The organism is Desulfonema magnum (assembly GCF_017377395.1).
Classification (GTDB): domain Bacteria; phylum Desulfobacterota; class Desulfobacteria; order Desulfobacterales; family 4be13; genus Desulfonema_C; species Desulfonema_C magnum.
In genome coordinates, this window is record NZ_CP061800.1 from 4,984,207 (window position 1) to 5,007,249 (window position 23,043).

General features: G+C 45.2%; 16 protein-coding genes and 2 tRNA genes. 7 read left to right on the plus strand and 11 right to left on the minus strand.

Going from position 1 to position 23,043, the window contains the following annotated elements:
* Positions 1–1,507: 1,507 nt before the first annotated feature.
* The 3 genes from dnm_RS19130 (at position 1,508) to dnm_RS19140 (ending at position 9,395) form a co-directional block, all read left to right on the plus strand.
* Positions 1,508–6,709: a PKD domain-containing protein gene (locus dnm_RS19130; protein WP_207678510.1), complete on the plus strand. Its 5,202-nt coding sequence runs from the start codon at positions 1,508–1,510 to the stop codon at positions 6,707–6,709.
* A gap of 612 nt (positions 6,710–7,321) precedes the next feature.
* On the plus strand, positions 7,322–7,714 hold the full coding sequence (locus tag dnm_RS19135) for a PilZ domain-containing protein (protein ID WP_207678511.1): 393 nt from the start codon (positions 7,322–7,324) through the stop codon (positions 7,712–7,714).
* A gap of 112 nt (positions 7,715–7,826) precedes the next feature.
* Positions 7,827–9,395 carry a tetratricopeptide repeat-containing sulfotransferase family protein gene (locus dnm_RS19140; protein ID WP_207678512.1) on the plus strand — a complete coding sequence of 523 codons (1,569 nt, stop codon included), beginning with the start codon at positions 7,827–7,829 and terminating at the stop codon, positions 9,393–9,395.
* Here the strand turns inward: dnm_RS19140 and dnm_RS31660 are convergent.
* The 4 genes from dnm_RS31660 to dnm_RS19160 form a co-directional block, all read right to left on the minus strand.
* On the minus strand, positions 9,324–9,647 hold the full coding sequence (locus dnm_RS31660; RefSeq protein WP_207678513.1) for a Panacea domain-containing protein: 324 nt from the start codon (positions 9,645–9,647) through the stop codon (positions 9,324–9,326). The genes dnm_RS19140 and dnm_RS31660 overlap by 72 nt on opposite strands.
* Positions 9,587–9,754 (minus strand): hypothetical protein, encoded by a 168-nt coding sequence (locus dnm_RS19150; protein ID WP_207683804.1) that lies wholly within the window; start codon positions 9,752–9,754, stop codon positions 9,587–9,589. Before dnm_RS19150 ends, dnm_RS31660 begins: the two co-directional genes overlap by 61 nt.
* Positions 9,755–10,242: 488 nt before the next feature.
* The gene (locus dnm_RS19155; RefSeq protein ID WP_207678514.1) at positions 10,243–12,282 is read right to left on the minus strand and encodes a protein kinase family protein; all 2,040 of its coding nucleotides are present in this window, start codon (positions 12,280–12,282) and stop codon (positions 10,243–10,245) included.
* A gap of 364 nt (positions 12,283–12,646) precedes the next feature.
* Positions 12,647–13,168 (minus strand): cysteine hydrolase family protein, encoded by a 522-nt coding sequence (locus dnm_RS19160; protein WP_207678515.1) that lies wholly within the window; start codon positions 13,166–13,168, stop codon positions 12,647–12,649.
* A gap of 1,443 nt (positions 13,169–14,611) precedes the next feature.
* Between dnm_RS19160 and nifU the strand changes: the two genes are divergently transcribed.
* From nifU to cysK, 4 genes are all read left to right on the plus strand, one after another.
* Positions 14,612–15,442 (plus strand): Fe-S cluster assembly protein NifU, encoded by an 831-nt coding sequence (gene nifU / locus dnm_RS19165; RefSeq protein ID WP_207678516.1) that lies wholly within the window; start codon positions 14,612–14,614, stop codon positions 15,440–15,442.
* The gene (nifS, locus tag dnm_RS19170) at positions 15,439–16,617 is read left to right on the plus strand and encodes a cysteine desulfurase NifS (protein ID WP_207678517.1); all 1,179 of its coding nucleotides are present in this window, start codon (positions 15,439–15,441) and stop codon (positions 16,615–16,617) included. Before nifU ends, nifS begins: the two co-directional genes overlap by 4 nt.
* 182 nt (positions 16,618–16,799) lie before the next feature.
* Positions 16,800–17,756 carry a serine O-acetyltransferase EpsC gene (gene epsC, locus dnm_RS19175; RefSeq protein ID WP_207678518.1) on the plus strand — a complete coding sequence of 319 codons (957 nt, stop codon included), beginning with the start codon at positions 16,800–16,802 and terminating at the stop codon, positions 17,754–17,756.
* A gap of 134 nt (positions 17,757–17,890) precedes the next feature.
* Positions 17,891–18,814 carry a cysteine synthase A gene (gene cysK, locus dnm_RS19180; protein ID WP_207678519.1) on the plus strand — a complete coding sequence of 308 codons (924 nt, stop codon included), beginning with the start codon at positions 17,891–17,893 and terminating at the stop codon, positions 18,812–18,814.
* Positions 18,815–19,130: 316 nt separating this feature from the next.
* On the opposite strand, the gene dnm_RS19185 is transcribed toward cysK, so the two are convergent.
* The 7 genes from dnm_RS19185 to dnm_RS19215 all read right to left on the minus strand — a co-directional run bounded on the left by dnm_RS19185 (position 19,131) and on the right by dnm_RS19215 (position 22,960).
* Positions 19,131–19,217: transfer RNA gene (locus dnm_RS19185), tRNA-Leu, on the minus strand.
* A gap of 171 nt (positions 19,218–19,388) precedes the next feature.
* A complete protein-coding gene (locus dnm_RS19190) occupies positions 19,389–20,054 on the minus strand; it encodes an L-threonylcarbamoyladenylate synthase (RefSeq protein WP_207678520.1) in 666 nt (221 codons plus the stop codon).
* Complete coding sequence (gene purE / locus dnm_RS19195; RefSeq protein WP_207678521.1) at positions 20,023–20,535, minus strand: 5-(carboxyamino)imidazole ribonucleotide mutase; 513 nt, start codon at positions 20,533–20,535, stop codon at positions 20,023–20,025. The genes dnm_RS19190 and purE overlap by 32 nt, the downstream gene beginning before the upstream one ends.
* Positions 20,536–20,750: 215 nt before the next feature.
* A complete protein-coding gene (locus tag dnm_RS19200) occupies positions 20,751–21,710 on the minus strand; it encodes a D-alanine--D-alanine ligase family protein (protein ID WP_207678522.1) in 960 nt (319 codons plus the stop codon).
* A gap of 4 nt (positions 21,711–21,714) precedes the next feature.
* Positions 21,715–22,212: an SHOCT domain-containing protein gene (locus dnm_RS19205; RefSeq protein ID WP_207678523.1), complete on the minus strand. Its 498-nt coding sequence runs from the start codon at positions 22,210–22,212 to the stop codon at positions 21,715–21,717.
* A gap of 53 nt (positions 22,213–22,265) precedes the next feature.
* Positions 22,266–22,661 carry a DnaJ family domain-containing protein gene (locus dnm_RS19210; RefSeq protein WP_207678524.1) on the minus strand — a complete coding sequence of 132 codons (396 nt, stop codon included), beginning with the start codon at positions 22,659–22,661 and terminating at the stop codon, positions 22,266–22,268.
* A 222-nt stretch (positions 22,662–22,883) separates the two neighbouring features.
* A tRNA-Met gene (locus dnm_RS19215) sits at positions 22,884–22,960 on the minus strand.
* Positions 22,961–23,043 lie beyond the last annotated feature (83 nt).

The following is a 23,043-nucleotide window of genomic DNA, read 5'->3' on the forward strand; positions in this document are numbered from 1 at the left end:
GGGGAGGCTCCGATTTCGGGAGACTGTGCGCAACCTTCCGTTTTCACAGGAAGCCGGACGGACATTCCCGGAAAAAGTCGGTTTCCGGAGAAACAAATATCCTGAATTTCCGGTTCCCGGAACCCCGTGACGGACAGATTTCACATTCTGACATATAATAATTTCAGAATGTTGTGCCCTCCCCTAAATCCGTTATAATCAGTGTTTTTGCAGTCCTTGTCACGGGAATTCCTGCGCATTTATGGGTATGTCCCACCTTTTACACAAGGACAGGTTTTATGTGTGAAAGGCGGGACACATCTGTTTTTTTGCCACGAAGGCACGAAGGCGCGAAGTCTCACTGAGTCTCTTTGCGGTTCCTCTGTGTCTCTGTGTCTTTGCGGCTGATTTTTTCGGATGTGTAAAAGATGGGACACACCCGCATTTATTCTTATCGTTCGATAATCAAATTTTTTTTCTGTCATTCCTGCTCTCTTATGAATACCAGGCTGTCCGGCCGGATCAGAACACCTGATTATCGAGTATCAGAAATGATAAAATCCGAAGCGCAAAAAATTAAAGTAGCTGAACTCTCGATGTTCAAGTGTTTTTCTGCTGACTGACCCTTTGTCGCCTTTCAGACTTTTATGCCAATAAAAATTCTTATTCCATAATGTATGGGAAAAAGTCAATGGAAGGAACGAATTTCAGAGGTGAAAATATTTTATTTCTGAAAATAGCGATACAGCCGATTAAAAAATATCATACTCTGCTTGAAATCTCTTTTATAACATATAAAAAAATATTGTAAATCAGGAAAATCCCCATTTTATCGGAAAAATTCCTTAAAAAGGCATCTTTTATTTGACAGTTTACACTTTACTGTAAAACAATTTTGTAACCCGGAAAAAGTGTAAACTAAGTACCCGATCAAAAGTTTTTTATACATCTTTTTTTGTGAACTGCGGAGAAACCCGGGCTTTTCCGTCACAGGCGGCGGCTTAATCCGGGAAAAAAGCCGGGTTTCTTTCCCGGGCAAATATTGAAAACTTATGGTCAGGTACTTACTTTTCAGCTTTTGTGAAGGATGCCCTTAAAAACAAAAAAATCAGATTGAAAAAAACATTTTTTCACTTTGTAGTTGTGCGTTCAGGCGGAGTGAGAGCGTCTGAATGCCGAACCGTTAAGGACCTGTTCATTTTTGACCACTGTCTGAGACACTCATATTTCAGTATTAATAATACCGGATAGTTATCGCTTCCTTACTAAATTCAGGAGAATCTGAAAATTGCTTGCGTTTTGCATAGATAACTGATAGTATTTGATTATTTTTTATGATTTTAACAAAATGTCATTTTTTTTCTGTGTACAGAATAAAAAATGAAAATTCTCTCACCCTGTTGAGCGTAAAAAAAGAATATTGTGTCCGACGCGATCCGGATAAAGCCAAACCGGAGACTGGAACGCCTCCTGTGTGTGTTGAATATAATATTGCGCTCACTGCCAAAGGAGATAAAGGATATCGCGAATGAATAAACTGCCTGGCTTTTTGTTATGGATGTTAATTATCATCACAACACCCGGGGCTTTTGCCCAGGAAAATATCCTGCTGATTACCTATGGGGCTGATTCCCGAACCATTGAGGGCGACAATGATCATCAGCAGGAAATTATTATTCGGATTCCTGAGACAGTTAAAGATAATCTTTATGTGCGGATTTTTGATCCTGATGTGGGCGGTGTCCTGGACGATAAATTCGGATTTCATAAGGGCTTTGATACAAAAACCCGGTTTACACTTTATGGTGCCGGTCAGATCAAAAGTGAAATATTCGCCGCTGATAAGACAAAAGACAACTCCTGGCACACGTTTGCCCGGTTTTCGCCGAAAGAGGGTGATCTGAAAGATGGTCATTATTTTTTTAAACTTAGGATTGAGGGGCTGGAGGGTGATGACGGCAATGTTTTTGACGTTGCAGTAAGTGAATTCCCTGATAAGAACCGAAAACCCGGGGGAGCGGAAATCATCAACTATGAACCGACAATTCGTCTGCCCAAAGAGGGGGTTTCGGCTGAGATGCGTTTTTTTGTTCCGGAAGATGCTTCCGAACTCACTGTCCGGGGCTTTGACATGGCAGAAGCCAAAGTCCGTGTCACCACGCCGTTTCGCTCCGGTCTCCGGGTCAGGGCTTCGGGACAGGATGAATGGGCCGACAGTAAAATCGAACTGACAGAAATTGAAAATCAGCGCATGTTCGGACTGACTTTCACCGGGGGGCGGGAAATCCCCAATGACGCCACTTTTACAATAAGCACTCAGAACGGAGAAAATCTCCCGGTTCAGTTACCCATCCCCGTCCCCCAAAAAAACCATCGGCCGGTTCCGCATATCCGCGTAACATATCTTTCAGATTGCTACTCGGTCAGGTTTGATGCTTCAGGATCAAGAGACAAAGACGGGGACCGCCTCTCCTATTCCTGGGATTTTGGTGACGGAACAACGGATAAAGGTGTCCGCGTCACCCATCGCTATGATGAACAATCTGCTTTTGAGGTGACACTGGTGGTGACGGATGATTCCGGTCAGGTCGGCAACGCTGCATCTGAAACAGCGAAAATTTATATCAATCAGCCCCCCAGGGCCAAAGCCGGCAGTCCGCAGGCAGTTAGCGGGCAAATTAATGCTGCCCCGGAACAGGAAATCACTTTTGACGGTTCAGCTTCCGAGGACCCCGATGGTGAAATCAGATATTATTTTTGGATGTTCGGGGACAGCAAAACCCGATTTGGAAAAAAAGTGACCCATGCTTTTAAAAAACCTGGTAATTATAAAGTCTCACTCCGGGTTGGAGATAAATCCCAGCGACCCTGTAACAAAGATACCGATACCCTGAATGTGCTGATCAATGCCCGGCCATTTGTGAATATTGGTAAAAACCGAATCGGTGCCGTGGGGGAAATCCTTCATTTTGATGCTGAAAAGGTTTATGACAGTGATGGTGAAATCATTAAATATTTATGGGAGTTTGGTGATGACACACAAAAAGAGGGCAAAACAGTCACTCACACCTATGCTGAACCCGGGAACTATACAGTCATCCTGACTGTGGAAGATGATTCCGGTACATTAAACAGTGTTGCTTCGGATAAGATCGTTATGGTCACGAATGATCCGCCGGTGGCGGAATTTGAAATCCGAAATTTGAAACTTGAAACTCGGAACCGGGGGACAGCGGGGGAAATAATGACCTTTGATGCTTCCACGTCCTTTGACCGGGATGGAAAAATTATTTCCTATTCCTGGGATTTTGGAGACAATAATACATCTGTGGGAAAAAAAGTCACTCATGCGTATCAGCAGCCAGGGACCTACCATGTCACGCTGACTGTTGAAGATGACAGCAAAACCTCCTCTTCGGAACACTCGGAAACATTGCCTGTCATCATTAATGATCCGCCGGTGGCGAAGTTTGAAACTCGGAATTCGGAACTTGAAACCGGAAACCGGGGCGCTGCCGGGGAAGTCATGACCTTTGACGCGTCCGAATCTTTTGACCGGGATGGGGAACTTATTGCTTATTTATGGGACTTTGGCGATAACAGCGAAGGCACAGGGGTAACGGTCACTCATGCGTATCAGCAGCCAGGGACATATCATGTCAGGCTGACTGTGGAGGATGATTCCGAAACCTCATCGTCCCAACATTCACACTCATTGATCCTTATTGTTAATCATCCGCCCAAGGCAGACGCAGGACCGGATCAGCTTGTGAGCGCCAGCGCAGTTCAGTTTGACGCCACAGGCTCACAAGACCCGGACGGTGAAATTATCAGTTATCATTGGGAGTTCGGAGACGGAAGCGCGGCCCCGGACGCTGGCCCGTCACCTGTTCATGTCTATGGAACTCCGGGCGATTATACTGTAAGACTGACTGTGAGCGATGACTCGGAAACACTCAGCAGCCAGAACAGTGACCACATGAAAGTCATCGTGAATCATAAGCCCATTGCCGATGCAGGCCCGGATCAGACTGGGGTGCCAGGTCAGCCCGTACATTTTGACGGATCAGCCTCTTTTGACCCGGATGGTCATATCCGCGGATTTCAGTGGAACTTCGGGAACGGCAGCGTGTCTGAAATTTCCAAAAAACCGATGATATCTCATACCTATACAACCCCGGGCATTTACAATGCCCAGCTTACTGTTCAGGATAACACGGGCCATAAAGAAGCAACAGATACAGATGATCTTGTCATTGTCATCAATGCCCCTCCGGTTGCGAAAATTAGTTCCCAATTTCCCATTCTGAATTCTCAGCTGACAGCAGCCCCCGGTCAGCGCATCACTTTTGATGGCAAAAGGTCTTATGACCCCGACGGTGAGGTTGCAGAATACCGATGGGATTTCAGTTCATCAGATGCTGAACTCATTGAAACCCTGATGGGACCGGAAGTCAGTAAAGAATATCCTGACCCGGGTATTTACAGCGTTGTTCTCACCGTCAATGATGACAGCATCGCTGAAAATGCCAGATCACAGGATAAGATGCTTATTCATATAAACCATTCTCCCGAAGCCAGCACCGGTAAAAATATTGTCACCTGTGACCGAACCATTCATTTTGACGGGTATAATTCCGCGGATGCGGACGGAGATCCACTGAATTATTCATGGGACTTTGGCGACGGCACACCGCATCAGTCAGGCGGCAGAGTGATTCATACTTATAAAGAAAGCGGAACCTATCCTGTTATCCTGACGGTTGACGACGGCAGGAACTTGGAGAACTCAAGGAATGTGGCTGCTTTTACCGTGAGCATAAACCAGGCGCCTGTCGCGGACGCGGGCGAAGATCAGATGGTTTGCGGGGGGGATGTGGTTCTTTTCAGCGGGGGACGCTCATATGATCCCGAGGGAGGGTTGTTGAAATATCACTGGGATTTTGATGACAACACCACCGCGGAAGGGCTGAATCCGACAAAGGTGTTTAAAAAAGGCGGAACCTATCAGGTGACACTGACCATTGAAGATGATTCTGGTTTGGAATGCAACCGTTCCTCGGATCAGATGGTTGTCCGGGTGACAGACGCGCCCATAGCTGATGCTGGTAAGGATTTGACGGTCTGTGCGAATACTGAAGTTCATTTTGACGGCTCAGGCTCATGGGATACAGACGGAGAGGTCAACAGCTTTCTGTGGGATTTTGGCGACGGTGCGACTGGCGGCGGTTCCAAACCTTCTCATATCTATACAGAACCGGGGATTTATCCGGTCAAACTTTCCATCACCGGCGATTCCACAGGGCTTTGCGATAATACAGACACTGCCGAGATCACCGTTACCGTTCATGAATCGCCGCATGCCGTCATCAGCGCACCTTTTCTTGTTCCTGTTCACAAATCCGTTGAATTTGACGGTTCGGCATCTGAGAGTAATGAAGGAAAAATTGTGTCATGGAAATGGGATTTCGGAGACGGACATTCAGGAAAAAATGTAAAAACAGCGCATTCCTATCATAAGCCAGGGCGATATCCGGTCAGATTGACAATCACAACAGATCCTGAAAATATATGCAATACAGTTACGGCTCACCATATGATTGTTGTCAACGGGCCGCCTGTTGCAAACGCGGACGCTGATAACTTTGTCGGTGTTAACGAGGTTGTTGTATTTAACGGATCCGGTTCATCTGACAAAGACGGAGCCATTATCAGATATGAATGGGATTTCGGAGACGGAGAAACCGCGGACGGCGTGGAAGTTCGTCATCGCTATCAGGCAGGGGGACGCTATCTGGTCACGCTTAAAGTTACAGATGACACGGATGCTGAAAATAACTGGGATACGGATAACATCCGGGTTGCTGTCAATAACACGCCTCAGGCGGTTATTGAAACTGGAAACTCGGAACTGGAAACTGGAAATTCGGATTTTTGGGCATGCCCTGGTGAAAAAATTCGATTCAGCGCTGAAAATTCATCTGATCCTGACGGAGATATTTTGAAAAGCAAAACCAGTCATTATTATTGGGATTTCGGGGACGGTCAAAATGCCGAGGGTCTCAGGGTTTCTCATACATATGAGACTTGGGGAAAATATCTTGTGACGTTAATTGCTGATGATGGCTCAGGGGTCGGCAACAGCCAAGATGAGGCCAATGAGCGGATTATTGTTAACCACCCGCCTATGGCCGACGGGGGGCCGGACCGGATTGTCTGTCCCAGAGAAACAATCTCTTTTGATGGTTCGAATTCCACCGATCCTGATAGTAAATCACTTACATATCATTGGGATTTTGGGGACGGAAACACGGCTCAGGGGGCTGAAGCCACGCATGTTTTTGAGAAACCTGGCTCATACAAGGCATATCTGACGGTTACAGATGACTCCGGAACAGCTTGCGGAACAAGCAAGGATATGATACTTGTCAAAGTGAATGCGGCACCTGTAGCCGATGCCGGTCCTGATAAGGAGGCTTTTGTCGGCGGCGCTCACGACGCTGTTCTTTTTGACGCAACCGGGTCCTACGATCCTGATGGCGATCCTCTGGCCTGTTACTGGGATTTTGGCGATGGTACGCATGAAACCGGGGTCAGAGTGTTCCATACATATGTTCAGCCAGGTACTTACACCGTCCGTGTGCGGGTGAGGGACAGTGTGAAAACCAGTTGCAGTGAAGTCCGGGATCAGCTGACCGTAACTGTCAGGCAAAGGGAAAATGTTCAATAGTTCACATAAGTACCCGATCAAGAGTTTTTTATACATCTTGTTTTCTGCGAACCGCGGAAAAACCCGGGTTTTTCCTTCAGGGGCGGCGGATCATTCCGGAAAAAAAGCCGGGTTTCTTCTCCGGGCAGCTATCGGAAACTTATGGTTAGGGATTTCCCCAAAAATAAAATACCCGAATACCCGGGATGTAGGGTGGGTGAAGCGAAGCGTAACCCACCGCACTCAGGGCAGGCGGCTCAGGGCACGGAGGCTCAGGGCATGGTTGCTCAGGGCATGGCTGACATGCGTTCCCTGAGCTTGTCGAAGGGGGAACAGAGACGAACAAAAAATAATGGCGAAAAGTGGTGTACTGGTCATGGCCTGTCAGTCACAATGAATGATGAAAATTTTATAATTTTTCATAGTAGTTAACACTTCAAATTAAAAATATTTTTTTTAAAACTGACTCCGCGAATATGAAATCTGAAAAATTGTCAAATTGAAAGTCACAAATTATGACTGTCAGTGGTATATTATATATAAATGGTCATGACTTGCCATTTATAATGGAACATTATTGTAAAAAAGTCGTGATCATTTCAAAAACAGATTTGGTGACGGAGGAAAATGATAATGGGCCAATTACAGCAAAATAATGATAAGCGTACATTTTTACGAACTTCCAGAGAAGTTTTTGCCGAAGTAAAAAAATTTTCTTCGCCCCCCGAAGAACCGGGAGAAAAAGGGATGAGCAGGGATATAAGCGGAGGCGGAATGTGTCTGACTGTTTCTGCTCCATATGAGCCGGAAACCGGGGTCCGTTTAAAATTTAACATACCTGCCCGGCAGAGCCATAAAAAGCAATTGTCATCCCCTTTGGTCATTATTGGGAAAGTGGCCTGGTGTCGGGAACGTCCGGGGGATTCAGGCTATGATATCGGAATTGAGTTCAGACCTCGCAGCTTTGCAGATGCTAAAAAAATATATTCAACCTTATATCCTTATGTTATGTCGCTTATCTCATAATCTGAGACATTCATAGCATGGGTTCGGTTAAACAGAATCTTCAGAAGGTTGCCTTGTATTGTATTTGAAAATCACCCCATTTAATTTTTTTAATCAGGAGACCAACCTGCGGATGACAAATCATTCTGAAACATTGAGGCAAGGGATTCAGCACCACCGGGCTGGCAAACTCAGGGAGGCAGAGTCTGCTTACCGTCGTGTTCTGCAACAGGATCCCAATCATCCCGATGCCTTGCATTTGTCCGGCGTAATTGCCCATCAGATGGGAAAGAACACTGTCGCGGCGGACTTTATTCGCAAAGCCATTGCCAATAATCCTGAACAGCCCGAGTTTCATACAAACCTCGGAATCGCTCTTGAGATGCTTGGAAAAACAGAAGATGCCATCCGTGCTTATACAGAAGCGTTACATCTCAGACGGGATGATGTCAGAACGCTCTGTAATATGGGAAAAGCCCTGATCATTCTGGGGGACTTCGAAGCCGCGACCGAGAAATTACGGAAGGCATTGGCACTTGATCCGAAATGCGCGGACGCATATAATTACTGGGGGCTTTCCCTGCAACATCAGGGAGAAATTAACGCTGCAATTGAAAAATTCCGGGAGGCTCTTCGCCTCAGACCGGACTATGCCGAAGCATTGTATAATCTGGCATTATCCGGCAAATATGACTCGGCTGATCATAAAGATATCTCCGATATCCAGACGTTGCTGAAGCGCCCGGGAATTTCCCGGGAAAATGTCATTCGTCTTGGTTTTGCCCTGGGCAAGATTTATGATGATTGCGGATTATATAAAGAGGCATTTGCCCATTATCAGAATGCCAACCGGCTCAGACATAAGAGTTCCCGTTTTAATACCCGGGCGCTTGCTGATTTTATTGACAGGCTTATTCATACATTTGATTCTGAATTTTTTGCACAGCAGACAAGATACGGCTCTGATTCCGAACTCCCTGTGTTCATTGTCGGCATGTTACGTTCCGGAACCACCCTGGTGGAACAGATTATCAGCAGTCATTCCCACGCACATGGAGCCGGAGAGCTGAAAAAAATAGGAGACATGGTCAATGCATTGTCAGCCCGGTTTAAAGGGAAAGTATTGTATCCGGAGTATGTCAGACACATCAGCGCCAGGGCAATGAACACACTGGCCCGATCCTATGAAGACTGTCTGCGGCGCGGCACTGGCACAGATATTCTCAGAATATCCGATAAAATGCCCCAGAATTATTTCCATTTGGGGCTGATCAGCCTTTTATTTCCAAAAGCCAGGATTATTCACTGTCGCCGTCATCCCATGGATATCTGCTTATCTAACTATTTTCAATACTACGGACCAGGATCTGACCCGGCTTATGATCTGGCAGGCATCGGGGCTTATTATCGTCAGTATAAGCGGCTTATGGCACATTGGCGCAAGGTTCTGCCTTTAAAGATGTATGAAATTCAGTACGAGGAGCTGATTGCCAATACCGAAGATAATGTAAGAAGGCTGATCCGTTTTCTTGGTCTGGAGTGGGAGGAGAGGTGTTTATCGTTTCACCGGAATCCCCGGGCAGTGCAGACCGCAAGCGTCTGGCAGGTCCGTCAGCCCCTTTACACCCGGTCAGTACATCGTTGGCAGAATTATGAGGATTTTCTGGGGCCGTTGAAAAAAAGCCTGGGGTTTGAAGATTGAAAATAGCGAAATTAAACTGTGCCATAATACTCGATATTGTCCGAACACGGCATGCACCTCATCCAGCAGACTTCTGGTCTCCTCATCGAAAACGGAGAAATCCGTATCCGTCGGAGAAGGTATGTGCCCGGAACCGTATTTTTTATATTCGGAATACAGTTCAGGGACAGCCGGTCCGTATGTCCATACCTCTATCTCCTCATCAAAGAGAGGCTTGTCATGTATGGCCAGATGAAACCGTTTCTCATCCACACCCGGAAGAGTTTGTCCGCCAGATGCCCGCCGGTTTCCGCATCACGGGTGATCTGGCGCAGTTCCTTGTCGAGAGAATTGTAGCCCCTGCCCCAGTCAATTTTCAAAGCAGTCAGATACGGCGGCAGACAGAACAGCCCTCCTCTCCGGATCCTCCTCCGGTATCCGGACGGTTTCCGGCATGTTCATTTCCTTTGGCAGTGTGCAAAAAAAATGTTTTCCGGTGCGGCAGTTGTCTCAGTCAGATCAGACAATAATTCCCGCTGCCGCCCTCTGCCAGCTCTTTAGGAAATCGGGCATTCGACGGCATCGGTATCCCGTATCCGTGACACCGGTCTGACCGGGTGAGAGTATGAGGCTGACAAAGGAACATTGGCTGAGAGATGTGTTTTCAGGTAGTTACATCCCAAGGCTTTCTTCGGAGGGGAATTTCCATCTACTGATTATGACGGGGTGAAAACCTCAGAGGTATGGGGTTCTGTTTCATTGAGTTTCAGCAGATCGAAAACTTAGGATTCATCCGGAAAGTTCGGAGTTCCGCCGGCATGACAGACCACCTGAAAGCGGAACTCCGAATTTTTTTGAGCTGCTGAATTTATGAAGGCTCCACCCAGTCCGTAAATACGCCTTCAAAGGTGTCTTCGAACACAATAGGCATTTCAGGTAGTTTGTCATATCTCATGACAGGCTCTTCTGAAAGCTTTTCCCATTCTTCATTGTACATGGCGTTTAAAATGGTATTAAACATGATTTTTAATAATTCATAAGCTGATATCCTCGGGACATCCTGTTCCAATATTTTTATACGCTCCTCCTGTTCCTGAGCCTGTATTTTCAACTGTTCCAGGTCCCGCAATAATGTTATTATTTTTCCTTTTATTTTTTCGGAAGCTTCCGGAATATTATCTCCTTTTTCCCATTTTTCTCTGTACTGGCTGATTTCATGAACTGAACTCTGAATAAGGTTATGACGGTTTTTTTTATTTCTGAATACGACCTGAGAGGCCACATATTTTCGGATGGCGTTGGCAATATTATCTTTTTCATTAACAACATGTTGTAAGAAAATATCCTGAGCGTTTTCAGGAATAACCACTTCCACGGCCTTCAGTATTTCCGCGTTTGCGTCTGTTTTTTCTTTAAATTCATTCACCGCGTTCTTCCAGAATATATGACTGCCTTTTTTAAAAACATCTGTGAGCGACCTTTTTTTTATGGCTGCTTTCCGTGCGGCGCTTGTTATTTTGGACAACACTTTCTTTGTGTTTTCAAACAGACATTCTCCGGTGACAATATTGTAAATCATTCCAACGGACGCCTGCCAGTCCTGAAGGTATAAAATGCGGGGCAGGTCATCAAACACATTTTCCAATAATCTGTTTTTAAACAGATGGGAAGGCGTGGAATAAGAAGGGGTCCCGGCCAGCAGGGGCTGTTCAATTTTTTGATGAGTTTTATCCATGCCCGGATGTCCGAATTTGACCGCTGTCTCAAAATCTATAAGTCCCAGGGAATAATCTTTCGCGGGCCTTTCCGAATCTCCTACGACAAACAAATTATCAGGTTTCAGATCTCTTATTGCCACACCTCTTTCTTTTAACGAAGCTAACAGGCTGATCAGATTGGTTATAATTCCGGAAATCTTTGTCTTGTTTTGTATGAATGTTGTCTTGCTTATATAATTCCATATGGCTTTCTTGTAAGCTGAAATATTTTTCTGGTTTTCTTTTATGATTTTTCCGAGCAGCAGATTCAGGTCGGAAATAAAGCCAGAAGGAAGGCCGTCTTCTTCTTTGACCTTGTTATGAGCCAGATAAACTAAAAACCATTTCTGTTTTTCATAGGCAGATGCAAAATGTCTGTGTTTTTTTATCAATGTTCTGATTTTTGTTTCGTAATCAGAATAAATCCGGTTCATATCAAAACAAATAGAAAGGTTTTCACTTCCGTATTTTCCCTCAAATCCCAGGATATCCCATAAGAGATTGTGAGATCCGATGATCTCCTCATAAATTCTTCTTTTAAAGACTTTTTTATTATGTATGGTGTCCACGACCTGGGAAAGAAAAGAATATTTGGACAGATCCATAAAAAATACAAAAGCGTCCTCTATCTTTAAATATTCCTGGAACTCCGAATTTTCTTTCAGCCACTCCACATATTTTTTTTCAAGTTCCACAGGTGACAGGGCTGATCCGTCGGGAAATGCGTGTATTTTTTTCAAAATAGCTGTCACCCCGGGAGCCACAAATTCTATTTTCGGAGCCAGCTGAACTGCAATACGAGTTTCTGCTCTGACACTCCCGATGTATTCATCAAAATCTGTTATGGGAGACGGCGGAATTTTAACGACAATGAGATTGTCATAAATCACTTTAAAGCACTTGCTCTTGCTGCCGCTGCCCTCTCCCAGGGTGGCGATTGTCATGCGCCTGGATGCGTATTTGTTTTCAGATTCCAGATACACATGCAGTTCATATATATAATCCGGGCCGTTGCTCTGAGGATTGACAGGTATGATTTTCGAAGGTGCCGATTTCGGAGCATCAGATTGAAGCTTATACAGGTTGAGACAAAACTCCGCAACGTTCACGATATCACTGTTATTGGAAATAGGGACGCTTTCTGTTTCCATTTTTCTTAACCCTTGTTATAACTATTCAATGATCATCGGATTTGAGTCTTTCCGTGCGCAATTTTTGCGTTCGGAATCAGGACAGCACAGATTCTTCTGTTTTCCTCTGAAACTTCAGCAGAACAGGTTGAAAAATGCTGAGTTGCCGCATGAGCAAATTTGAGCTCGCGAAAAACTGAAATCTGATGGTATCAGGTTTTAAGATAAATCGTTTTAAACCGGCTTATTGTAATCAGGTCATTAACTGATGAGGATGAAATCTGATTTCTGAATCTGTATCATGTCTTGCAAAATTCGACAATCAGCAACCGGATATTCGGAATTGTCAGACAAGCAGCGATGTGTAACCATTTTTGATCTTCTGTCATGAAACTTCGGCTCCGTAGAGTTGTTTCATTCTTTTTAAAGCGAATTCATGAAATTCCGGGTCAAAATCAGCAACCCCCCTGATGGGAACCGATATTTTATAATCCCGGTTTGCAAGTCCCCCCACCGTGTCCATGACACAGATGGACGTGCAAACCCCCACCACTTCAACCGCATTCACTCCGGCTGACGCAAGAACATTTTCAAGATCGGTTCCGTAAAAGCCGCTGAAACGTTTTTTGGGAATGATCTTTTCATTTGGCAGGGGAGCAAGTTCGGGAATGATCTCACTTCCCCGGGATCCCGACACACAGTGTTTGGGAAACCGTTCGAACTCCCTGTCATTCTCGTCATGTGAATCCTGAAGGTAAATGACAAATTCGTTGAGATATCTGTATTCTTTAAGCCGTTCCTGAATAAAAGGGACAATGGCCTGCGCTTCTTTGCCACAATAAAGGGTTCCTTTTTCATCAAGAAAATCATTTAGCATATCAACAATAATCAGCGCTTTTTCTGACATGATGGCCTCCTTCTTTTCAAAATTTTTTCAATAAAAGCATTGCCTGCCGGATCAGGTGATTCAGCCTGTCCGCTTCGAAACAGGTCCGGGGGTCTTACATTTTTCAGCAGATCGGAAATTAGCCGGAAGGATCGCTGAAATGAAATGCCGGCAGATGCCCTTTGGCAGTTGTAATATTTTGAAAACAATGCTGAATTTTCATTTCATCACGCCTGTGGAAATGTGCCTGTGAAAATTTTTCGATCTGCTGATTTTGAAATAACATATTCTTTTCATATCCAACTTTAATTATGATATTACGAAAAATCAGTTCTTTCAAGAAGATTTTCTTTCAGATGATAAAGCAGGTTTTTATATATCATTCGTCAGTCTCAGTTTATCATAACCAACTTAAATAATTGATATTATAAAGACACACGCTAAACAATCGGAATCAATGATTCCAAATGGTTATCATAAAACATCTGACAAAAATTCCTTTACTATGGTGATATCCATTTGACTTTATATGAAAGTGTCAGGTGTTAAGTGTTAAGTGTTAAGTATCAGGAAAAACTACAAAACTTTCATCGTTCGTTGTGACCGGCAGTTCATGGGAGTTTATATGAAAGTGTTAGGTGTCAGGTGTTAGGTGTTAGGAAAAACTACAAAAATTTCATTGTTCGTTGTGACCGGCAGATCATGCCCGTTTATGTGAAAGTGTCTGAAGTGACTAAAGTTAATAAAGTGACTGAAGTTAAAAGTTCTTTCATGTTTCGTTGTGAGCGGACCGCTCATGGCCGTTTATAATAAAGTTTACCCCGCGTAGTCAAAAAAATATACAATCAGCAGATCGAAAAGTTTCCGGGCCGTCACAGAGCGGGCACGAGGGACGGGGGAGAAACCCCATATGCATCAGGCTAAGAATGCGGGACGGCTGCCGGACGGGGTTTGCAACCCCGTCCGAAACGTTTGCGGGCGGCGATCCGGAAAATATTCCGGACGGGGTTGCAAACCCCGTCCGGCAAAATCAGAGTTAATAAAAACAGTAGGTTGTAATCTTAGCCTGATGCATATGGGGAGAAACCCGGCTTTTCTCGGCCGGGAAGTCCCCGTCCGGGAAAAAAACCCCGGGTTTCTTTGCAGTCCCGCACACAGTCCGGAAACTTTCCGATCTGCTGACAATAGCATCCGAAAAAAAATAGCACATATTCAGTGGCCCCGGAGTTGAGAAAAAGTTTGACTTTCCTTTTTCAATATAGTGATTAGCTTTGTTTTTAAGAACACAGACCACCAGCTTAAACTGGAATACTGCGTTGTTTTGAAGTTCTTTACCATGAAAATATATAACCAGAGATGAAAATTTTTCATGGATGTTCTGAGCTGGCTGGCAGAATGAAAAAATTTTGAGAGTAATCTTTTTTTTATTACGCTCAGAGAATATAATGACAAGGGAGGTCAACTATGTGGGAATACACAGATAAAGTTAAAGATCATTTCCTTAATCCGCGTAATGTGGGAGTGATTGACGATGCTGACGGTACAGGGGAAGTCGGTTCCCTGGCATGCGGAGATGCCTTGAAACTGACCTTTAAACTTGACGATAACGGTAAAATCAACGATGCGAAATTTCAGACTTTCGGATGCGCAAGTGCCATTGCATCTTCCTCTGCCCTGACAGAAATGCTCAAGGGGATGACGCTGGAAGAAGCCGAAAAAATAACAAACGATGATATTGCAGCGTATCTCGGGGGCCTTCCCAAAGAAAAAATGCACTGCTCTGTAATGGGGCGCGACGCGCTTGAAAAAGCAATTGTCTGTTACCGAGGTGAGCCGGAAAAGAAAATTGAAGGTGAGATTGTCTGCGAGTGTTTCGGCGTGACGGATCTGGAAATCGAGCGGGTGATCAAAGAGAACGGTCTTATAGCCATTGAAGATGTGACGGATTATATCAAAGCGGGCGGGGGCTGCGGCAACTGCCATGAAAAAATCCAGATGACTCTCGACACAATTATGGGAAAGGATATGTCAGAAAAGAAAAAAGCTGTAAAACTGACCAATATCCAAAAAATAAAACTGATCGAAGAAACCCTGGAACGGGAAATCAAACCTGGCCTGAAACAGGACGGCGGTAATATTGAACTTGTTGATGTTGACGGAGACAGGGTTTTTGTGAAGCTGCTCGGCACATGCGCGGGGTGCAGCATTTCCCAGGTTACGCTCAAGGATTATGTGGAGAAGAAGCTCCGTGAATTTGTCGCACCTGATCTTGTGGTGGAGGAGGTGAAGTCATGAATATCATTTATCTGGACAACAACGCGACCACACAGGTTGCCCCGGAGGTATTGGAGGAGATGCTTCCTTATTTTAGTGAATTTTATGGCAATCCTTCAAGTATGTATAATTTTGCCGGACAGACCGCACACAAGCTGGAAGAGGCACGCTCAAAAGTGGCGTCGCTTCTGGGGGCCTCGTCTGAGGAGATCGTTTTTACCAGCTGCGGCACGGAAAGCGACAACACCGCAATTCAGACAGCAATTTTGTCAAATCCTGATAAGAAGCACATCATTACCACCAGGGTCGAGCATCCCGCGGTAAAGAATATGGGAGAATACCTTTCGGGAAAAGGATACCGGGTGACATCTGTGCCAGTTGACAGCAAGGGCCGCCTTGATCTTGATTATCTTTATAAAAACCTTAGTGATGACACCGCTATTGTCAGTGTCATGTGGGCAAACAATGAAACCGGCGTGATTTTTCCCATAGAAGAGATTGCTCAGGCTGTAAAGGAAAAGGGAATTGTTTTTCACACGGACGCGGTTCAGGCCGTGGGAAAGATCCCCATTGATGTCAGCAGTACCAGTGTTGATATGCTTTCAATTTCCGGCCATAAGCTTCATGGTCCCAAAGGGATTGGCGTGCTTTATGTGCGCAAAGGCACTAAATTTTTTCCGTTCATGATTGGCGGACATCAGGAAGGCGGACGAAGAGGCGGGACAGAAAATGTCGCTTCCATCGCGGGCCTTGGAAAAGCATGCGAACTGGCTGCTGCTCATATGGAAGAGGAAAATACCCGGGTCAAGGCGTTAAGAGACAGGCTTGAAAGCGAGCTGTTGAAACGTATCCCAAATGCCAAGATCAACGGAGACACAGATAACCGCCTCCCCAATACCACAAGCATCGGCTTTGACTATGTGGAAGGCGAATCCATCCTGCTGATGATGAATGAACTGGGGATTTGCGCCTCGTCAGGCTCGGCATGTACGTCCGGCTCGCTTGAACCGTCCCATGTTCTGCGTGCAATGGGCGTACCTTTTACCGCTGCCCACGGCTCAATACGTTTCAGCCTGAGTGTTTACAATACAGAAAAAGACATTGATGTTGTCATTGAAAAACTTCCGCCCATTATCCAACGGCTGCGGGAAATGTCTCCTTTCTGTGAAGCCGGAAACTTGAAACTTGAAACTTGAAACTTGGAACTTGGAACTTGAGACTGGAAACTTGGAACTTGGAACTTGGAACTTGGAATTTGGAATTTGGAACTTGGAACTGAAAACCGGAAGCTGAAAGATTGAAAGCTTTCGAATTTCCAGTTTCCAGTTTCAAGTTTCCAGTTTCAAATTTCAAGTTTCAAAACAGGGAGGGTTTTAAGATGGACGAAGATATAAGATCAGACAGACCAACGTGCAGAATAGATGCGGAATCTTTTTCGCATTACAGAGAAAAGCTTCCCGGGGTCGTCGAGAGCATTCTTGAAAGCTGCGATGATGTGGAATGCCATACCCATACGCATATTGATTATGAACCGATCCCGTCCCGAGAATCCGTCATTAATATTATAAACAAGTTAAGAGAAATTCTCTTTCCCGGATATTTTAACAATGAAAAGCTCGACCCTGTCAATTTGCGATACAGCATGGGACAGTCTGTTTCTGTTCTGTTTGACATGCTTTCCGAGCAGGTCTGCCACAGTATCCGCCATGATTGCTTCAGATACAATCAGTCATGTACGCATTGCGTTGAAAAAGGAAATGAGATTGCGCTTTCCCTTCTTGAATCCGTTCCCGCGATCCGCAAAATACTTGCAACAGATATCAATGCCGCGTATGACGGAGACCCTGCCGCAAAAAGCCATGATGAGATTGTTTTCAGCTATCCCGGTGTTTTTGCAATCATGGTCTATCGGATAGCGCATAAGCTTTTTGAGGCTGAAGTGCCGCTTCTTCCGCGTATTATGACGGAATACGCTCACAGCATCACAGGCATTGATATCCATCCCGGGGCTGAAATCGGGGAAAGTTTCGTTATTGATCACGGGACAGGCGTTGTTATCGGCGAAACTGCTGAAATCGGAAATAATGTGCGTATCTATCAGGGGGTAACCCTCGGAGCCCTGTCTATCCCCAAGGATGCCGGTGAGCAATTGAGAGGGAAAAAACGTCATCCCACCATAGAAGATGAGGTTATCATCTATGCTGGTGCCACCATTCTGGGAGGAGATACCATCATCGGCCGACGTTCCGTCATCGGAGGAAATGTGTGGATAACGGAATCTGTCCCGCCAGATACAAGAGTGCTGATGGAGCCTCCTCGGCTGATTTATAAGTAAAGGGGGGCGAGAGGCGAGGGATGAGAGGCGAGGGGGTATGATTTGTGACTTGCGGTTGGGTGCTTTAAGATTGATTTACCAATCATCAAGCTTTTACCCAAGCCTCTCGCCTCTCGCCCCCAAAGGAGGTGCCTATGAAAATCTTTTCAGATATGCAAAAAACCATCGGCGCGACGCCTCTTGTCCGGCTGAACAAAATTTGTAAGGGGCTTGAAGCTGAGGTTTTCGCCAAGGTTGAATTTTTTAATCCGCTGGGAAGTGTAAAGGACAGAATCGCCGCTTCAATGATTGACGCGGCAGAGCGTGACGGTTCCATTGGCCCGGATACGCTTATTGTGGAGCCGACGAGCGGAAACACCGGCATTGCGCTTGCGTTTATATGCGCGGCAAAAGGATATCATCTTTGTCTTACAATGCCGGAAACCATGAGCGTGGAAAGGAAAAAGCTTTTAAAACATCTTGGGGCGGAGCTTGTCCTGACGCCGGGTGAAAAAGGTATGAAGGGAGCCATTGAAAAGGCCGAGGAGATACTGGCGGCTGAAAAAAATGCGTTCATGCCCAATCAGTTCAGTAATCCTGCAAATCCGAAAATCCACAGGGAGACCACCGCGGAAGAGATATGGAAAGATACGGACGGGAAGGTTGATATCTTTGTGGCCGGTGTGGGAACCGGCGGAACCATCACAGGGGTGGCTCAGGCCATAAAGGAGCGGAAACCCTCTTTTAAAGCCATCGCGGTGGAACCTGAAGCATCTCCGGTATTGTCCGGCGGAACCCCGGGACCGCATAAAATTCAGGGAATTGGCGCGGGCTTTGTCCCCAAGGTTCTTGATACCTCTGTGATTGATGAAATTATCACGGTAAAAAATGAGGACGCATTTCAAATGGCCAGAAAGCTTGCAAACACAGAAGGCATCCTTTGCGGAATTTCATCCGGAGCAGCCATGTCCGCGGCGACCCGTGTTGCAAAACGCAATGCATCCGCAGGAAAAAACATTGTTGTCGTACTGCCCAGCACCGGAGAGCGATATATCAGCACAGATCTCTTTAAGGCATGAACCCTATAACGACACTTATTCTTCATCAAATGGTGATGGTAAGGAAACGGGGTCCCAAAACCTCCTTGAATCCGGTGGTGTTCTAAAAGTGGACTTGTTCCGATATTTATCAAATTGATTCAGATGGTTAAAAAGTTTAGCTCCACTTTTAGAACATTACCCTTGAATCCTTACCCCTCGGTCATCAAGTTTTTTTTTGTCATTTCTGCGAAAGCATGAATGAGAGGCTTTTTTCTAACTCAGCTTGGAAAATTGGGTCATCGAGTCTTCATAAAAAAAGGGACATCCGATAATTTTGGATGTCCCTTGTTTTTTATGGTACCGGGGGTCGGAATCGAACCGACACGGAGTTGCCCCCGGAGGATTTTGAGTCCTCTGCGTCTACCAGTTTCACCACCCCGGCTTGAAAATAACTTCTATATTTGAATTCGAAGCAGTTGTCAAGCAAATTCAGAAATGTTTGTATAAAAGTGTTAGGTGTTAGGTGTTAAGTGTTAGGTGTCAGGTGTTAGGTGTTAAGTGTTAAGTGTTAGGAAAAATAATGGAATTTTCATGTTTCATTGTGATCAGCAGGTCATGCCCATCTGTCAGAAACAGCAAAAATATCCTTTGCCGATACAATGCCCTCCCTTAAAATTTGGGGAACATCAGGTGTGACATCCACCACTGTGGAACCCATTCCCCCTTTGAGCAGGCCCGCATTCAGTATCAGATCAAGTTTCTCAGCAACTTGGGAATCCAGATCAGCAACTTGTGAGCATCCAGCCTGTCCTGAGAGATTGGCGCTCGTTCCGGTGACAGGGCCTCCCACAGCACTGACCACAGCCGAAGCCACAGGATGTCCGCACAAGCGCACACCGATTTTGCCTGTGCCTGCGGTCAGACTGTCTGGCAAAGTATCCTTTGCCTCAAATACAAGGGTCACTCTGCCCGGCCAAAAGTTATCCATAATATAAGATGCAGCAGGAGGGACAGATTTCACAAGTCCGGCCAGTTCCTTTTTATCATGAATCAGAACAAGAATCGGTTTCTGATAAGATCGCTGCTTTATATCAAATATTTTGTCAACTGCCTGAGCATCAAACGCATCTGCTCCCAGCCCGTAAAGGCATGTTGTGGGAAACAGAATAATCCCGCCTTTTTTTATGATGTCAGCGGCTTTAAGAATCTGGTCCGTCTGAGGGGCAGCGGGGTTTATCCTTAATATTTTATTGCTGAAGTTTTTTTGCTTTTTGCTCAACTTGCTCTGCCATCTCAGTTTTAAATGCTTTCAGCTTTTTTTCAAGTTCAGGATCAGAAAGTGCGAGAATCTGCACTGCAAGAATCCCCGCGTTTCTTGCCCCCGGCTTTCCAAGAGCGACAGTGGCAACGGGAATACCCGGGGGCATCTGAACCGTGGAAAGCAGCGAATCAAGCCCCTGAAGACAGGAAGAATCAATAGGAACGCCGATAACCGGAAGGCTTGTATGGGCTGCCATGACTCCTGCAAGATGGGCCGCATGACCCGCACCTGCGATAATGACCTTTATTCCCCGGTTCCGGGCAGATGATGCAAATGTTGCCGCTCGTTCCGGACTTCTGTGGGCTGATGCAATGGTCATTTCAAAGGGGATACCGAATTTTTTTAAAATCGTTGCAGCTTCTTCCATCACCCCAAGATCAGAATCGCTTCCTATAACGATTCCCACTGTTGCGCCTTCAATAAATTCACTTGAAACCATTTTTAAAATTTTGTCTCCAATAAGTAGGTGGTTAGGTGTTTAGGTGGTTAGGTGTTAGGTGTTAGGTGTTAGGTGTCAGGTGTTAGGTGTCAGGTGTTAGGTGTCAGGTGTTAGGTGTTAGGTGTTAAGTGTTAAGTGTTAGGTGTTAAGTGTTAGGTGATCAGGCGTCAGAGTTGGAGAATCATGTCCTTTCTTAACACCTAACACCTAACACCTTAGTAACACCTTGTTTTCTGTTTATGCGCTTCAATCCCCAGTTCAATTAATTTGTCAAGCAGTTGACTGAAAGAAATTCCTGCGGCCTTTGCTGCCCGGGGAAAAAGACTGGTCTGGGTCATGCCGGGAATGGTATTGGTCTCAAGAACATATATTTCCTGATTCCTAAGGATCATATCTGTCCGGCTATACCCCTTGCAGCAAAGGGCCTGATGCGCCATTTTGGCATAAGTCCGGGCTTTTTCAGCTAATGACTCATCAATACGTGCCGGGCATATTTCCTGTGTCAGCCCTGCCACATATTTTGCTTCGTAATCAAAAAACTCATGAGCTTCATCAGGGATGATCTCGATAAGCGGGAGCGCCTGAAGATCATCATTATTGCCGATAATCCCGCAAGTCAGTTCAGTACCTTTAATATAGGCTTCGATCAGAACTGTATCATCATAAGCAAAGGCTTTATCCACAGCTTCTTTTAAAAATTCTTCAGATCTGACAATGGACATTCCAATGCTTGAACCGCCGGCCGCGGGTTTGATCACCAACGGCAGGCCCAGATGTTCTGTATATTCTTCGGGGTCAGCAGGTTTGTCATACCTGACAGAAGCAATGTAAGGCGGCACAGGAAGCCCTGCTTTTTCATAGCATTCTTTTGAAACCAGTTTGTTCATGGCAATGGCACTGCCAAGAACACCCGTGCCCTGGTAGGGAATATCAAGAAGATCAAGCATTCCCTGGATGGTTCCGTCTTCACCATAAGGGCCGTGAAGGATGATCAGCGCGACATCAATCTCAGCCGCATCTGATACCAGGCGGCCAAGGTCTGTCTCAGGATCATATTGGATAATATTGTATTTTTCTTTGTCCAACGCTTCAAAGACCTGGCTACCGCTTTTCAGGGAAACCTCCCGCTCTGAAGATATGCCGCCGGAAAGAAGTGCAACAGTAAGTTTTTTCATGATGTTACGCTCTGTTATTAAAGAGTTCCTGTTTGGTTCGATTGTATTCGTCAAGGGTGATCAGATTATCTTCAAGCAGACGGGCAAGCTCTTTAAGTTCTCTGATGCGGACCGTGGTCGGATCTTCCAACCGGGGGATATGTTCAAATGTGTTCCCAATACCCAATGCAGGGGTCGTATTATCCGGACTGCCTATTTTGACAGATGCAAAGCCTCCCAACAGACTTATTTCAACTGGCCTGCCGCTGAAAGTGGAAGAATTCAGCGTGTCCTTCAATGACTGTCCTTGTAATTTCATGCGTCTGTAAAAAAAATATCCGGAAAAAATAACCAGGGCTAAACTGCCTGCAAGTATCCATGCCATGTATTCGGTGACACCACGAAAAAAAAGGACAAGGCATCCCACCCCTGCCATCAGAAGAACATGAAGGATAAGAATGGAATATGCCATTAAAACGCCTTTAAAAAGGCCGGTTTCCTCTTTTTTGTTCTTAAAAGCCATAAGTATAAATTATATCTCCCTGACAAACCAGCTTTTTTGATAAAAGTCGGCTGTTATTTCTTTTTATCAGCGGAATTCTTTGATTTGACACGACCTGTCAGTTTTGTCATATATTTTTGCGGAACTTCAAAAACAATCGAAGTGTCTCGTATGGAATTCAGCTTCATAATAAGGAAATTCAGTTTCTTCATGGTCTTGTATTTTTCAGTTGTATCTTCCATACCTGACAGAATATCTTCTGTCTGTCTGATCTCTTTTTTCAGTTCAATTTCCGGGGGAACACAATCAGCGTTTTTCAATATCTTATAAGCAAGACGCAGATCCTCCGGAATATGGCCGTCATTCTCAAGCACAATGGGTTCGCCTGACCCGGGAAGATTTTCAAACTCCCCTTTTTTCTGAGCCTTTTTTATCCGCTCTTCCACAATTTTTTCAAAGCCTGTAAACATAATAGCAATTTTTACCTTTTTAGCGTTTAGCGAATGGAATAAGATGGGAATTCTGTTTTCTGACTGTCATTCCAACGAAAACGTTACAGCAGGGGAACAGAGGGCAGGAATTCCATCTTTAAATAACACGGGTCCCTGATTTCGGAGGCATGACATTATCTAAAGAAAAAAAACAAAAAGCCCGCTCTGACTTGTATCAGAGGGGCCTTATTTAATCATAAATGGTGGCGATGCAGGGAATTGAACCCCGGACACTGCGGATATGAGCCGCATGCTCTGACCATCTGAGCTACATCGCCATAATTAACAGGCCGCTCTTAAATTCTTTTTTGAAAACAGATGTAATCAGCAGCCTTCTCAGTGTTAATGAAACGTCTTCTAA